Consider the following 13,660-nt stretch of genomic DNA (forward strand, 5'->3'; position numbering starts at 1 on the left):
AGGTGGCCGGACAGTCGCGGCTCAGTCGTTCGCCTGGAAGTTCACCGCCTTCATGATCGCCGCCCAGCGCGCCGTGTCCTCGCGCATCGTCTTCAGCAGTGCCTCCGGCCCGTCGCCCACCGGGTACATGCCGTTCTGAAGCAGTTGCTGGCGCACCTCGCGGGAGTTCACGGCGCGCATGAATTCGGCGCGCAGCTGGTCGACCACCGGCTTGGGCGTCTTCGCCGGCGCGTAGTAGGCGAACCATGCGGTCGCGACCACGTCCTTCAGGTCGGCCTCGACGAAAGTGGGCACGGCGGGCATCAGCGGCGAGCGCTTCTCGCCGCTGGTGGCGATCACCTTGACGCGGCCGCTCGGCAACATCTGCAGCGCACCGCCCACGGTGTCGAAGTAGGCGGGAACGGTGCCTCCCATCACGTCCTGGCGTGCCGGCGTGGAGCCGCGATAGGGCACGTGCACCATCGACAACCCGGTCGCGCGGTTGAGCATCTCGCCGAGGAAATGCGAAGGCGTGCCCGCGCCGTACGACGCGAAACTCGCTCCTCCCGGCTGCTTCCTGGCCCAGGCGACGAACTCGGACAGCGTGCTGGCCGGCACGTCCTTGTGCACCACCAGCGCGAGCTCGAAGCGCGCCGCATTGACGATGGGCTGGAAATCCTTGATCGGGTCGTACGACAGGCTTTTGTAGGCGCTCGGGAACATGGTCATCATGCTGGCCGTGCCCAGGAGCAGCGTGCGGCCGTCGGGCGCCGAGGTCTTCACGGCTTCGACGGCAATGCGCCCGGCGGCGCCGGAGCGGTTGTCGACGATGAGCGGGCCGAGCGACTCGCGCACTTCCTGCGCGATGGCCCGCGTCAGCACGTCCTGCGTGCCGCCGGCGGGCACGCCTATCAGCACGCGGATGGGGGTTCCCGGCGCGATCGCCAGTTGCGCCGGTTGCGTCTGCTGCGCCCATGCCGCGGGGGCAAGCGGCGCGAGCGCCACGCCGCCGAGCGTGGCGAGCACGCTGCGGCGACTCGGGTGATACAGGGGCTGTGGGGTTGCTCTCATCCGTCTTGTCTCCGTTGTCGTCGGCAGTAGGTCTGCTGCAGTGGGCGCGGCCACTTTAGAGCGCCGACAATTGATTCATCAAATCAATCATCGCCGGGACAAACCCTATGCACGCACCGCCGCGCACACTCGACGACCTGCTGCTCTACCGCACCAGCCGGCTGCTTTCGGTAGCGGGCAGCCTGGTCATCCGGCTGTGCGAAGGGCGCTTCGGCATCACGCGGCGCGAATGGCGGCTCATTGCCACGCTCGCGGGCCACGGTTCGCTGGGCTCGTCGCAACTGGCGGAGCAAGCGCAGCTCGACCGGGCACGCACATCGCGCGCGGTGACTTCGCTGGTCGGCAAGGGGCTCGTTTCGCGCGAGCAGCCCGCGGGCGACCGGCGGCACGTGCTTCTCAGCCTCACCGCGCCGGGCAGGAAGCTCCACGCGCAGCTCTATCCGCTGGTGTCGTCAATCAACGCAGAACTGCTGGGCGCGCTGAAGGCCGACGAGGTGGCGCTGCTCGACGACATGCTGCAGCGCCTGCACGCGCGCGGCGAGGCGATGGTCGCAGCCGCGGCCGACCTGCCCAGGGCCGACCGGCGCCGCCGCGAGGCATCCGCCCCGCGCTGAAATGCCGCGCGATGCACGGCGCCGGCGGGCGTGCAATCTGCACGCCTCATCCGTGCATACCCTAGGTTCTTCGAATCGACGGAACCAGCCACTAGGAAAGCGCCGACCAATCATTTAACATGTTAAGTAATTTCGGAAGAGACAAGCCTTGAGCACGACTTTCACGCACCGCAATTTGCCGCGCCTGCTGCTGCAGGCCCGCGAAGCCGTGATGGCCCACACCCGGCCCAGCCTGCGCGAGCACGCCCTGTCCGACCAGCAATGGCGCGTGCTGCGCGTGCTGGGCGAGCACGGCGCGGTCGACACCGGCCGCGTGGCGCGCGAGGCCTTCATCCTCGGCCCCAGCCTCACCGGCGTGCTCGCGCGCATGGAGCGCGACAACCTCATCACCCGCGCCCGCGACCCGGCCGACCAGCGCCGCACCGTGGTCGAGGCCACGCCGCACGGCATGAAGCTGGTGAAGCGGCTGTCCACCAGCATCGAGGCGCACTACGAGTGGATGGAAACATCGCTCGGCAAGGCCAAGCTCACGCAGCTCTACGGGCTGCTCGACGAACTGATCGCACTGGAGCAACCCTCGCCATGAGCACCCCTCATTTCCTGCCCGCGGGCACGGTGTACGGCACGCTGCTGAACTTCCGCGCCGAAGCCGAGGCGCTCGCGCCGCAGATGACCCAGCCGCCCTACAAGGCACCGCCCAAGGCACCCGTGCTCTATGTGAAGACGGCCAACACCTGGAGCCCGCACGGCAGCGCCATCACGGTGCCCGCCGGCGTGCCCGAGGTGGAGATCGGCGCCAGCATCGGCATGGCGATCGGTGCCGAGGGCGACGTCGAAGGCTTCGTGCTGCTGAACGACCTGTCGATTCCGCATGCCAGCTTCTTCCGCCCGCCGGTGAAGTTCAAGTGCGTCGACGGCTTCCTCGGCATCGGGCCGGCACTGCGCGACGCGCAAGAGGTGGCGGACCCCGCCAACTTCCGCGTCGAGGTCCGCATCAACGGCGAGCTGAAGCAGTCGGTCGACTTCTCTCGACTCGTGCGCCCTGCCCGGCAGCTGCTGGCCGACGTCGGCAACTTCATGACGCTCGCGCACGGCGACGTGCTGATGCTGGGCTGCGGCCCGGGCCGCCCGCTGGCGCGCCCCGGCGACCGCATCGACATTTCCGCGCCGGGCTTCGAGACCCTGAGCAACACGCTGGTGAAGGAAGCCGCATGAAGCACGCACGCGTCATCTTCGAGGGCCGAGAACACACCGGCACCGCCCACGAACTGAACGGCCAGCAGGACGCCGCCGTGCGCCTGGAAGACGGCCGCATCGTGCCGCAGGAGCAGCTCACCTGGCTGCCGCCGCTCGCGCCCACGGCGCGCCCGCGCACCATCCTCGCGCTGGGCCTGAACTACGCCGACCACGCCAGGGAACTCGAGTTCAAGGCGCCCGAGGAACCGCTGGTGTTCGTCAAGGGCCAGAGCGCGCTCATCGGCCACCGCCAGCACACGCATCGTCCGGCCGACGTGCAGTTCATGCACTACGAATGCGAGCTGGCCATCGTGGTCGGCAAGACCGCGAAGAACGTGAAGCGCGACGACGCCTACGACTTCATCGGCGGCTACACCGTGGCCAACGACTACGCCATTCGCGACTACCTCGAGAACTGGTACCGCCCCAACCTGCGCGTGAAGAACCGCGACACCTGCACGCCGCTGGGCCCGTGGTTCGTCGATGCGGCCGACGTGCCCGACCCCATGGCGCTCGCGCTGCGCACCACCGTCAACGGCACGGTCACGCAGCAGGGCAACACGCGCGACATGATCTTCGACGCGCCCTTCCTCATCGAGTACTTCAGCCGCTTCATGACGCTCTCGCCGGGCGACCTGATCCTCACGGGCACGCCCGACGGCGTGGTCGACTGCAAGCCGGGCGACGTCGTCGTCACCGAGATCGAGCGCATCGGCGCGCTCATGAACACCATCGAGACAATCCAAGGAAAAACATGAGAGTCGATCACCTGATCAACGGCAAGAGCGTCGCCGGCACCGACTACTTCGAGACCGTCAACCCCGCCACGCAGGAAGTGCTGGCCGAGGTCGCCTCCGGCGGCGAAGCCGAGGTGAACGCGGCCGTGGCCGCCGCCAAGGAAGCATTCCCCAAGTGGGCCGGGATGCCCGCGCCCGAGCGCGCCAAGCTCATCCGCAAGCTCGGCGACCTGATCGCCAAGAACGTGCCCGAGATCGCGCAGACCGAGACCAACGACTGCGGCCAGGTCATCGCGCAAACGGGCAAGCAGCTCATTCCACGCGCGGCCGACAACTTCTACTACTTCGCCGAGATGTGCACGCGCGTCGACGGCCACACCTACCCCACGCCCACGCACCTGAACTACACGCTGTTCCATCCGGTGGGCGTGTGCGCGCTCATCAGCCCGTGGAACGTGCCCTTCATGACGGCCACCTGGAAGGTTGCGCCCTGCCTGGCCTTCGGCAACACGGCCGTGCTGAAGATGAGCGAGCTGTCGCCGCTCACGGCCGCGCGGCTGGGCGAACTGGCGCTGGAGGCCGGCATTCCGCCCGGCGTGCTGAACCTGGTGCACGGCTACGGCAAGGAAGCCGGCGAGCCACTGGTGGCCCACCCCGACGTGCGCGCCATTTCCTTCACCGGCTCCACGGCCACCGGCAACCGCATCGTGAAGAGCGCAGGCCTGAAGAAGTTCAGCATGGAACTCGGCGGCAAGAGCCCCTTCGTGATCTTCGACGACGCCGACCTCGACCGCGCGCTCGATGCCGCGGTCTTCATGATCTTCAGCAACAACGGCGAGCGCTGCACGGCCGGCTCGCGCATCCTGGTGCAGCAGTCGATCTACGCCGACTTCGCCGCCAGGTTCGCCGAGCGCGCCAGGCGCATCACCGTGGGCGACCCGCTGGACGAGAAGACGATCGTCGGCCCGATGATTTCGCAGGCCCACCTGGCCAAGGTGCGCAGCTACATCGAGCTGGGCCCGAAGGAAGGCGCGACGCTGCTGTGCGGCGGCCTCGATGCGCCGTCGAACCTGCCCGAGCGCGTGAAGAAGGGCAACTACGTGGTGCCCACGGTGTTCGCCGACGTGGACAACCGCATGAAGATCGCGCAGGACGAGATCTTCGGCCCCGTGGCCTGCCTGATTCCGTTCAAGGACGAGGCCGATGCCATTCGCCTGGCCAACGACATCCAGTACGGCCTGAGCAGCTACGTGTGGACCGAGAACATCGGCAAGGCGCACCGCGTGGCCGCAGCCGTGGAAGCCGGCATGTGCTTCGTCAACAGCCAGAACGTGCGAGACCTGCGCCAGCCCTTCGGCGGCACCAAGGCCTCGGGCACGGGCCGCGAAGGCGGCACCTGGAGCTACGAGGTGTTCTGCGAGCCGAAGAACGTTGCGGTGTCGATGGGCTCGCACCACATCCCGCACTGGGGCGTGGCGTGAGCATGCAACGTCGCACGCTGCTGCAAGGCGCGGCGGCACTCGCGGCCCTGCCCTCGCTGGCGCGCGCGCAGGCGTCTTGGCCCGCCAAGCCGATCCGCGTGATCGTGCCCTTCACGCCCGGCGGCACCACCGACTTCGTGGCGCGCCTGGTGGGCACGGAACTGTCGAAGACCCTCGGCCAGCCGGTGATCGTCGACAACAAGCCCGGCGCGGGCACGGTGATCGGCGTCGATGCCGCGGCCAAGGCCGCGCCCGACGGCTACACCTTCGTCTGCGTGGCCAACAGCTTCACGGCCAACCAGACGCTGATCCGCAAGCTGCCGTACGACACGCAGAAAGACCTGCGCCCGGTCGCGCTCATGGGCATGTCGGAGCACGTGCTCGCCACGCATCCGAACAGCGGCCTGAAGACCCTGGCCGATATGCGCAACGCCGCCAAGGCCAAGCCGGGTACGCTGAGCTTCGCCTCCTTCGGCAACGGCACCTCGGCGCACCTGTCGGGCGAAATGCTCAAGCAGCAGATGGGCCTGGACATCGTGCACGTGCCCTACAAGGGCCAGGGCCCGGCGCTCACCGACCTGCTCGGCGGCCAGGTGACGATGATGTTCGGCAACTGGCCCGAGTTCCGCAGCCACGTGCAGAACGGCAAGCTCATCGCGCTGGGCATGGCGACCGCGCAGCGCTCGCAGTACGCGCCCGCCATACCCACACTGGCGGAACAGGGCGTGGCCATCGAGTCCAATTCATGGAACGGCCTGCTGGCGCCCGCCGGCACGCCCGATGCCATCGTGCAGCGCATGAACGCCGAGGTGAACCGCGCGCTCGCGGGGCAGGTGGTGACGGAGGCCTTCCACAAGGGCGGCATCGCGTCGCTGTCGGGCACGCCGGAGCGCTTTGCGGCTTTCATCCAGAGCGAGATCGCGAAGTACGGCGACGTGATCCGCAAGGCCAACATCCAGATCGAGGGCTGAACCATGAGCCTCTATGCGATGCAGAAATTCCTGTTCGCGCTCAACCGCGACCAGGACGTGCAGCGGCGCTATGCCGAAGGCGGCGACGCGCGCACCGCGCTGCTCGCCGGCTACGAGCTCGACGGCGAGGAGCGCGAAGCCATCGACACCGGCGACATCGGCAAGCTCTACGTGCTCGGATGCAACGGCCAGCTGCTGATGCACTTCGCGCCGCTGCTGGGCATTGCATGGGCCGACTACCTCGAAGCCATGCGCGAAGGCGTGCGCAAGTACGGGCCGGTGCGCGCCGGCATCTACGCAATGACGACAGGAACCGACGAGAAGGTGGCAGGAATATGAAGACCCCCACGCTCCCCACCTTGTGTGGTTCGCTGCCCCCCGAGGGGGCGCTCGATGCCCTCCGGGCGGCCGGGCGGGCATCGAGATGAGCCTGGTTTTCGCAGGCGTGTGCAGCCACGCCCCCGGCATCACGGGCCGCGCCCATCTGGCCGACCCTGCCGTGAAGGACGAGTTCCACGCGCAGTTCCACCGCTTCGGCGAGGCGATGCGCGCCACCAGGCCCGACGCGGTGATCGTCATCGCCGCCGAGCACTTCGCGAACTTCTTCATGAACAACATGCCGGCCTATGCCATCGGCATGGCCGACAGCTACGAAGGCCCGATCGAGGACCCGAAGTGGCTGGGCATCGAGAAGACGAAGGTGCCCGGTGACGCCGCCCTCTCGCAGCGCCTGATCCGCGAAGTGATGCAGACGGTGGACGTGGCCTACGCGGAAGAATGGAAGTTCGACCACGGCATCATGGTGCCGCTGAACTTCCTCACGCCGAAGTTCGACACCAAGGTCATCCCCGTGAACATCAACTGCCAGGGCCCGCCGCTCACGCCGCTGCACCGCGCGTGGGCCTTCGGCGAGGCATTGCGCCGCGCCTGCGACAAGGCGCCGGAACGCATCGCGCTGGTGGGCACGGGCGGCATCTCGCACTGGCCGGCCACGCCCGATTCGGGCAAGGTGAATGCCGCGTGGGACGCCGAGTTCATGCGCCGCTGGTGCGCCAACGACCGCGAGGCGCTGCTTTCGCAGGCCGACTACAACGACGAGGCCACCTACCGCGAAGCGGGCCAGGGCGGCTTCGAGATCCGCACCTTCCTGAGCGTGGCCGCCGCCGCGCGCGGCAAGGGCGAGATCTTCCACATGAAGGCCATCCCGATCTTCGCGGTGACCTGCACGGCCGCCGTGATGTCGGTGGAATGAACAACAAGAACAACGGAGCCACGACATGCCGCACCTGGTGATCCTGTACACCCCCAACATCGAGGCCGAGACCGACATGTCGGCGCTGTGCCGCACGCTGGCCGACACCATGCTCGAGCAGCGCGACGAGGCCGGCAAGCCGGTGTTTCCCGTCGGCGGCACGCGCGTGCTGGCCTACCCCGCCGCGCACTACGCCGTGGCCGACGGCAAGGCCGACTACGCCTTCGTGTACCTGAACATCCGCATGGCCGCGGGACGCTCCGAAGCGGTGAAGAAGAAAGCCGGCGACGCGCTCCTGGCCGACGTGCGCGCGCATTTCGCGCCCATCTTCGACAAGCGGCACCTCGGCATCACGCTGCAGATCGACGAAAGCCCCGGGCAGGTGTACGACGGCAAGCACAGCAACCTGCATCCCCTGTTCAACAAGTCATAAGTAGCGAGCCGACATGCTGTCCAAAGCCACCATCGCCCAACTGGCCGCCGAACTGCACGAGAGCGAGAAGTCGCGCGTGCAGGTCGAGCATTTCTCCAAGCGCTTTCCCGAGATGACGATCGAGGACGGCTACGCCATCTCGCGCGAATGGGTGAAGAACAAGATCGCCGAAGGCCGCGTCGTGCGCGGCCACAAGATCGGCCTCACGTCGCGCGCCATGCAGCAGGCCAGCCAGATCACCGAACCCGACTACGGCACGCTGCTGGACGACATGTTCTTCGAGCAGGGCGGCGACATCCCGTTCAAGCGCTTCATCGCGCCGCGCATCGAGGTGGAGCTGGCCTTCATCCTCGGCAAGCGGCTGCAGGGGCCGAACGTGACCATCTTCGACGTGCTGGCCGCCACCGACTACGTGGTGCCCGCCATCGAGATCATCGACGCGCGCATCGAGCAGTTCGACCGCCACACCAAGGCCATGCGCAAGGTGTTCGACACCATCGCCGACAACGCGGCCAATGCGGGCATCGTGATGGGCGGACGGCCGGTGAAGCCCGATGCGGTCGACCTGCGCTGGGTGAGCGCGCTGCTCTACAAGAACGGCGTGATCGAGGAATCGGGCGTGGCCGCGGCCGTGCTGAACCACCCGGCCACCGGCGTGGCCTGGCTCGCCAACAAGCTCGCGCCCTGGGACGAGTGCCTGGAAGCCGGCGAGGTAGTGCTGGGCGGCTCGTTCACGCGTCCCACCAACGCGGTACCGGGCGACACCTTCCATGCCGACTACGGCCCGCTGGGCTCCATCGCCTTCCGCTTCGTCTGAAAGCCATCTTCATGCAAACACCCACCAACACCTTCAAGCAGGCCCTGCAGGCCGGCAAGCCCCAGATCGGCCTGTGGGTCGGCCTGGCCGACGGCTATGCGGCCGAGATCCTGGCCGGCACCGGCTACGACTGGCTGCTGGTCGACGGCGAGCACGCGCCCAACGACGTGCGCTCGGTGCTGCAGCAGCTGCAGGGCATCTCGAGCGCATGGTCGGCGCAGGCCGAGTCGGAGCGCTCGCACCCCGTCGTGCGCATTCCGGTGGGCGACACCACGCTGATCAAGCAGTACCTGGACATCGGCGCGCAGACGCTGCTGGTGCCGATGGTCGACACGGTCGAGCAGGCGGCGCGGCTGGTGCAGGGCATGCGCTATCCGCCCGAGGGCATCCGCGGCATGGGCAGCGCGCTGGCCCGCGCCTCGCGCTGGCAGGCCTACCCCGACTACCTGCACGAGGCCAACGCACAGACCTGCCTGCTGGTGCAGGCCGAGACGGTGGAGGCGATGAGGAACCTCGACGCCATCGCGGCCACGCCGGGCGTGAACGGCGTGTTCATCGGCCCGGCCGACCTGTCGGCCTCGATGGGCTTCGTGGGCCAGCCCAACCACCCCGAGGTGCAGGCCGTGATCGCCGACGCCATCGCGCGCATCCTCAAGGCCGGCAAGGCGCCGGGCATCCTGTCGACAACCGAGGAGCAGGCGCGCAAGTGGCTCGCGGCCGGCGCGCTGTTCGTGGCGGTGGGCGTGGACACCATCGTGCTGGCGGCTGCGGCGAAGCAGCTGCTGGCCAAGTACAAGACCGCGCCGGGCGCGGCCTCGCCCAACGGCTACTGATTTCCCTCACGCACAGGAGCACCCTCGATGCAACGCATGACCTTGGCGGCCGTGGCCGCGGCAGCCACCCTGTTCCTCGCCGCCTGCGCCCCGATGGGCGCCGGCAAGCCAGGCCCCACCGCCCAGCAGGAAGCCAACCGCCAGGCCGTGCTCGCCTTCTACGAGAAGGGCCTGAACCAGAAGGACGCCGACGCGGCGCTGCAGTACGTGGGCAACCGCTACGTGCAGCACAACCCCACCGCGGCCGACGGCCCCGAGGGGTTCCGCAAGTTCGTCGCCTTCCTGCGCGAGAAATTTCCTAAATCGCACAGCGACATCAAGCGCAGCTTCGTCGACGGCGACTACGTGATCCTGCATGTGAACGCGGTGCGCGAGCCCGGCACGCGCGGCAGTGCCATCGTCGACATCTTCAAGCTGGAGAACGGCAAGATCGTCGAGCACTGGGACGTGGTGCAGCCCGTACCCGAGACCGCCGCGAACAAGAACGGCATGTTCTGACCGCATCCTGCAACCCAGCCAGCCCACGCCAGCCGAATGACCACGCCCACCGACCCGACCAAGCGCTTTCGCTCCGCCACCATCCGCGAGGGCACGATCCGTGCGACCACGCGCAGCTTCCTGCATGCGCTGGGCCAGGACGACGAGGACATCGCGCGCCCGCACATCGGCGTGTTCCACACCGGCGGCGAGATGAGCCCGTGCAACCTCAACCTTCGCGAGCAGGCGCAGCACGCCAAGACCGGCATCTACGCCGGCGGCGGCACGCCGCACGAATGCCCGGTGGTGTCGATCAGCGACGGGCTGACGATGGCGCACTCGGGCATGCGCTTCTCGCTGGTCTCGCGCGAGCTGATCGCCGACAGCGTGGAGGCCTCCACGCGCGGCCACCAGTGGGACGGCATCTTCGCCATCGGCGCGTGCGACAAGAACCTGCCGGGGCTGATGATGGGCATGGTCCGCTGCAATGTGCCGAGCGTGTTCGTGCACGGCGGCTCCGCGCTGCCGGGGCAGATGCCCGGACCGGACGGGCGCGACCTGAACGTGGTCGACACCTACGAGACCATCGGCAAGGTGCTGGCCGGCACCGCCACGCACGACGAGCTCGACGCCATGAGCCGCGCCTGCCTGCCCACGGCCGGCGCCTGCGCCGGGCAGTTCACGGCCAACACCATGGGCATGGTGTCGGAGGCGCTGGGCCTGGCGCCCATCGGGTCGAGCATGGTGCCGGCGGTGTTCAGCGAACGCGCGCCGCTGATGCGCCGCGCCGCGAAGAACCTCATGAAGGCGGTGATGGGCGACAGCCCGCTGCCGCGCGACATCGTCACGCGCAAGGCGCTGGAAAACGCCTGCGCGGTGGTGTCGGCCACGGGCGGCTCGACCAATGCCGCGCTGCACCTGCCGGCGATCGCGCATGAGGCCGGCATCAAGTTCCACCTCGACGACGTGGCCGAGATCTTCGCCCGCACGCCGCTCATCGCCGACCTGCGCCCGGGCGGCCAGTACCTGGCGCGCGACGTGTTCTACATCGGCGGCGCGGGCGTCATCCTGCGCACGCTGCTGGAGCAGGGCTTCCTGCACGGCGACGTGCTCACCTTCACCGGCCGCACGATGGCCGAGGAACTGGCCGGCGCCCTGGCGCCCGACGGCCGCGTGGTGCGCGAGGCCGGCAACCCGATCACGCGCGACGGCGGGCTGGCGGTGCTCAAGGGCAACCTCTGCCCCGACGGCGCGCTGCTCAAGACGGCGGGGCTGAAGGGCCTGGTGTTCCGCGGCCCGGCGCGCGTCTTCAATTCGGAAGAAGAAGCCCAGACCGCCGTGCAGAACCGCCTGTACGAGGCCGGCGACGTGATCGTGATCCGCAACGAAGGCCCCAGGGGCAGCCCCGGCATGCGCGAGATGCTGGGCATCACCGCCCTGCTGTACGGCCAGGGCATGGGCGACAAGGTGGCGCTGCTGACCGACGGGCGCTTCTCGGGCGCCACGCGCGGGCTGTGCATCGGCTACGCGGGGCCCGAGGCGGCGGACGGCGGGCCGATCGCGGCGCTGCGCGACGGCGACGTGATCGCCATCGACGCGCGGGCCGAGGCACGCTCGATCTCGGTCGAACTGGGCGCGCAGGAAATCGCCGCCCGGCTCGCCGGACGTGAGGTAAACGCGGGGGTCGCGCGAGGCGGCGTACTGGAAAAATACGCACTCACCGTGCGTCCTGCCCATCAGGGCGCCGTGACCCACTCGGGCGCGGTCACCTGGCTGCGCGACGAGTCCTGACCGACCCTCCACAACCAACGTCCGGAGAGAGACACCATGAGCTTCACGCGCCGCCAGATCCTGCAGACCTCCAGTGCATCCGCCCTGATGGCCAGCCTTGGCCAGAACGTCTTCGCGCAGGCGACGACACACATAGAGACCGCGACCATCGTCACCGGCTTCGCGGCCGGCGGCACGTCGGACACCACCTGCCGTCGCCTGGCGACCAAGCTCAGCCCCGAGTACGCGAAGACCGCCGTGGTCGAGAACCGCACCGGCGCGGGCGGCCAGATCGCCGTGGGCTACGTGAAGGGCCGCCCGGCCGACGGCAGCACCATCCTGCAGACGCCGACCTCGATCCTCACGATCTACCCGCACATCTACAAGAAGCTGCCGTACGACCCGGTGACCGACATCACGCCGGTGAGCCTGGCCTGCGTGTTCGACTTCGGCTTCGCCGTGGGCCCGGCCGTGCCGGCCAGCGTGAAGACCGTGCCGGAGTTCCTGGCATGGGCCAAGGCCAACCCGGCCGGCGCCAACTACGGTTCGCCGGCATCCGGCTCCACGCCGCACTTCATCGGCGCGCTGCTGGGCAAGAAGGGCGGCGTCGAGCTCAAGCACGCGGCCTACCGCGGCACGCAGCCGGCCATGCTCGACCTGCTGGGCAGCAACATCTCCGCGGTGTCGGGCCCCATCGGCGACATCACGCAGCACCTGCCCACAGGCAAGGTGCGCATCCTGGGCGTATCGGGCGCCAAGCGCAGCCGCTTCGTGCCCGACGTGCCCACCTTCGGCGAACAGGGCCTGAAGGACATGGCGCACAGCGAGTGGTTCGCCTTCTTCCTGCCGGCCAAGGCCTCGCCCGAGCTGGTGGCGAAGCTGAACACGGCGATGAAGAACGCGCTCGCGCAGAAGGACGTGATCGACGGCCTCGGCACCTTCGGCCTGGAAGCGATGTCTTCCACGCCCGCCGAGCTGACGGAACTGTTGAAGAAGGACACCGCCAAGTGGGGCCCGATCGTGAAGGACGTCGGCTTTACAGCGGAGGGATAGGACCACCCCGTTTCTTGCTCACTTCGTGTAGCCGAATCCCCCTCAAGGGGCAACACCAGCGGCCCGGCAAAGCCGGTTCCGCGGTGTTCCCCGCGAAAGCCTCGGAAAGCACAACGAGCAAGCCATTTAAAAGGAACTGCCATGAACACTCTCGCCACCCCGGCCGCCTCGGCGCTGGTCCATCCCTCGATCCACCCCGACGAGCGCGCCGCGCGCGAGGAGCTCGCGGCCTGCTACCGCGTGTTCGCGATGCTGGGCTGGGTCGAGATGATCTACAACCACATCACGGTGCGGCTGCCCGACAGCGTGACGGGCGGCGAGAAGCAGTTCCTCATCAACCCCTTCGGCCTGCACTACAGCGAGGTCACGGCCAGCAACCTGGTGAAGATCGACCTGCGGGGCAGGGTGCTCGACGGTTCGTCTTACCCGGTGAACCCGGCCGGCTTCACGGTGCACGCGGCCATCCACGACGGCCTGCCCGGCGCGCACTGCGTGATGCACACGCACACCACCGCCGGCGTGGCCGTGGCCTGCCTGCAGGGCGGGCTGCAGCAGACCAACTTCTATACCGCCCAGCTGCACGGCATGGTGGCGTACCACGACTTCGAGGGCATCACCATCCATGCCGACGAAGGCCCGCGCCTGCTCAGGAGCATCGGCGACCGCAACGCGGTGATCCTGCGCAACCACGGCCTGCTGGCCTGGGGGCAGACGCTGCCGCAGACCTTCGCGATTTTGTGGACGCTGCAGCGCGCCTGCGAGATCCAGATGGCCACCTTCTCGATGGGCGCGGCCATTCCGGTGAGCGAGGAGATCGCGCAGCGCTGCACGCGCGACGCGCTGCAGTTCAGCCCCGAGCACGGCGCCGGGCAGGATGTGTTCAATGCGCTCGTGCGCCAGGTGGACCGCATCGACCCTTCGTACCGCAACTGAACT

General features: G+C 68.5%; 16 protein-coding genes. 15 read left to right on the top strand and 1 reads right to left on the bottom strand.

Annotated features, from left to right (window positions below; all coding sequences use genetic code 11):
• Positions 1 to 21: 21 nt before the first annotated feature.
• Positions 22 to 1,050, bottom strand: a complete 1,029-nt coding sequence (locus C4F17_RS17575; protein ID WP_106936096.1) for a Bug family tripartite tricarboxylate transporter substrate binding protein — start codon at positions 1,048 to 1,050, stop codon at positions 22 to 24.
• A 107-nt stretch (positions 1,051 to 1,157) separates the two neighbouring features.
• Between C4F17_RS17575 and C4F17_RS17580 the strand changes: the two genes are divergently transcribed.
• The 15 genes from C4F17_RS17580 (at position 1,158) to C4F17_RS17650 (ending at position 13,657) form a co-directional block, all read left to right on the top strand.
• Positions 1,158 to 1,664 carry a MarR family winged helix-turn-helix transcriptional regulator gene (locus C4F17_RS17580; RefSeq protein WP_106936097.1) on the top strand — a complete coding sequence of 169 codons (507 nt, stop codon included), beginning with the start codon at positions 1,158 to 1,160 and terminating at the stop codon, positions 1,662 to 1,664.
• Between the two features lie 148 nt (positions 1,665 to 1,812).
• Positions 1,813 to 2,250 (top strand): homoprotocatechuate degradation operon regulator HpaR, encoded by a 438-nt coding sequence (gene hpaR, locus C4F17_RS17585; protein WP_081270024.1) that lies wholly within the window; start codon positions 1,813 to 1,815, stop codon positions 2,248 to 2,250.
• On the top strand, positions 2,247 to 2,879 hold the full coding sequence (locus tag C4F17_RS17590; RefSeq protein WP_106936098.1) for a fumarylacetoacetate hydrolase family protein: 633 nt from the start codon (positions 2,247 to 2,249) through the stop codon (positions 2,877 to 2,879). The genes hpaR and C4F17_RS17590 overlap by 4 nt, the downstream gene beginning before the upstream one ends.
• Positions 2,876 to 3,658, top strand: coding sequence for a fumarylacetoacetate hydrolase family protein (locus C4F17_RS17595; RefSeq protein WP_106936099.1), 783 nt, complete (start codon positions 2,876 to 2,878; stop codon positions 3,656 to 3,658). Before C4F17_RS17590 ends, C4F17_RS17595 begins: the two co-directional genes overlap by 4 nt.
• A complete protein-coding gene (gene hpaE, locus C4F17_RS17600) occupies positions 3,655 to 5,118 on the top strand; it encodes a 5-carboxymethyl-2-hydroxymuconate semialdehyde dehydrogenase (RefSeq protein WP_106936100.1) in 1,464 nt (487 codons plus the stop codon). Before C4F17_RS17595 ends, hpaE begins: the two co-directional genes overlap by 4 nt.
• Positions 5,119 to 5,120: 2 nt before the next feature.
• Positions 5,121 to 6,089 (top strand): tripartite tricarboxylate transporter substrate binding protein, encoded by a 969-nt coding sequence (locus C4F17_RS17605; protein ID WP_106936101.1) that lies wholly within the window; start codon positions 5,121 to 5,123, stop codon positions 6,087 to 6,089.
• 3 nt (positions 6,090 to 6,092) lie between these two features.
• Positions 6,093 to 6,428, top strand: a complete 336-nt coding sequence (locus C4F17_RS17610; protein WP_106936102.1) for an aromatic ring-opening dioxygenase subunit LigA — start codon at positions 6,093 to 6,095, stop codon at positions 6,426 to 6,428.
• A gap of 85 nt (positions 6,429 to 6,513) precedes the next feature.
• On the top strand, positions 6,514 to 7,341 hold the full coding sequence (locus C4F17_RS17615) for an extradiol ring-cleavage dioxygenase (protein ID WP_106936103.1): 828 nt from the start codon (positions 6,514 to 6,516) through the stop codon (positions 7,339 to 7,341).
• A 25-nt stretch (positions 7,342 to 7,366) separates the two neighbouring features.
• Complete coding sequence (locus tag C4F17_RS17620) at positions 7,367 to 7,774, top strand: 5-carboxymethyl-2-hydroxymuconate Delta-isomerase (RefSeq protein ID WP_106936104.1); 408 nt, start codon at positions 7,367 to 7,369, stop codon at positions 7,772 to 7,774.
• Positions 7,775 to 7,787: 13 nt separating this feature from the next.
• Positions 7,788 to 8,591, top strand: a complete 804-nt coding sequence (gene hpaH, locus C4F17_RS17625; RefSeq protein WP_106936105.1) for a 2-oxo-hept-4-ene-1,7-dioate hydratase — start codon at positions 7,788 to 7,790, stop codon at positions 8,589 to 8,591.
• Between the two features lie 11 nt (positions 8,592 to 8,602).
• Positions 8,603 to 9,424, top strand: coding sequence for a 4-hydroxy-2-oxoheptanedioate aldolase (gene hpaI / locus C4F17_RS17630; RefSeq protein WP_106936106.1), 822 nt, complete (start codon positions 8,603 to 8,605; stop codon positions 9,422 to 9,424).
• A gap of 27 nt (positions 9,425 to 9,451) precedes the next feature.
• Positions 9,452 to 9,922, top strand: a complete 471-nt coding sequence (locus C4F17_RS17635; RefSeq protein ID WP_106936107.1) for a nuclear transport factor 2 family protein — start codon at positions 9,452 to 9,454, stop codon at positions 9,920 to 9,922.
• A 36-nt stretch (positions 9,923 to 9,958) separates the two neighbouring features.
• The gene (gene ilvD / locus C4F17_RS17640; RefSeq protein WP_081270037.1) at positions 9,959 to 11,692 is read left to right on the top strand and encodes a dihydroxy-acid dehydratase; all 1,734 of its coding nucleotides are present in this window, start codon (positions 9,959 to 9,961) and stop codon (positions 11,690 to 11,692) included.
• 36 nt (positions 11,693 to 11,728) lie between these two features.
• Positions 11,729 to 12,724, top strand: a complete 996-nt coding sequence (locus C4F17_RS17645) for a Bug family tripartite tricarboxylate transporter substrate binding protein (RefSeq protein WP_081270038.1) — start codon at positions 11,729 to 11,731, stop codon at positions 12,722 to 12,724.
• Between the two features lie 141 nt (positions 12,725 to 12,865).
• Positions 12,866 to 13,657, top strand: a complete 792-nt coding sequence (locus C4F17_RS17650) for a class II aldolase/adducin family protein (protein ID WP_081270039.1) — start codon at positions 12,866 to 12,868, stop codon at positions 13,655 to 13,657.
• The last annotated feature ends 3 nt before the right edge of the window (positions 13,658 to 13,660 follow it).

Origin of the sequence: Variovorax sp. PMC12, assembly GCF_003019815.1 — a bacterium.
Classification (GTDB): Bacteria; Pseudomonadota; Gammaproteobacteria; order Burkholderiales; family Burkholderiaceae_C; genus Variovorax.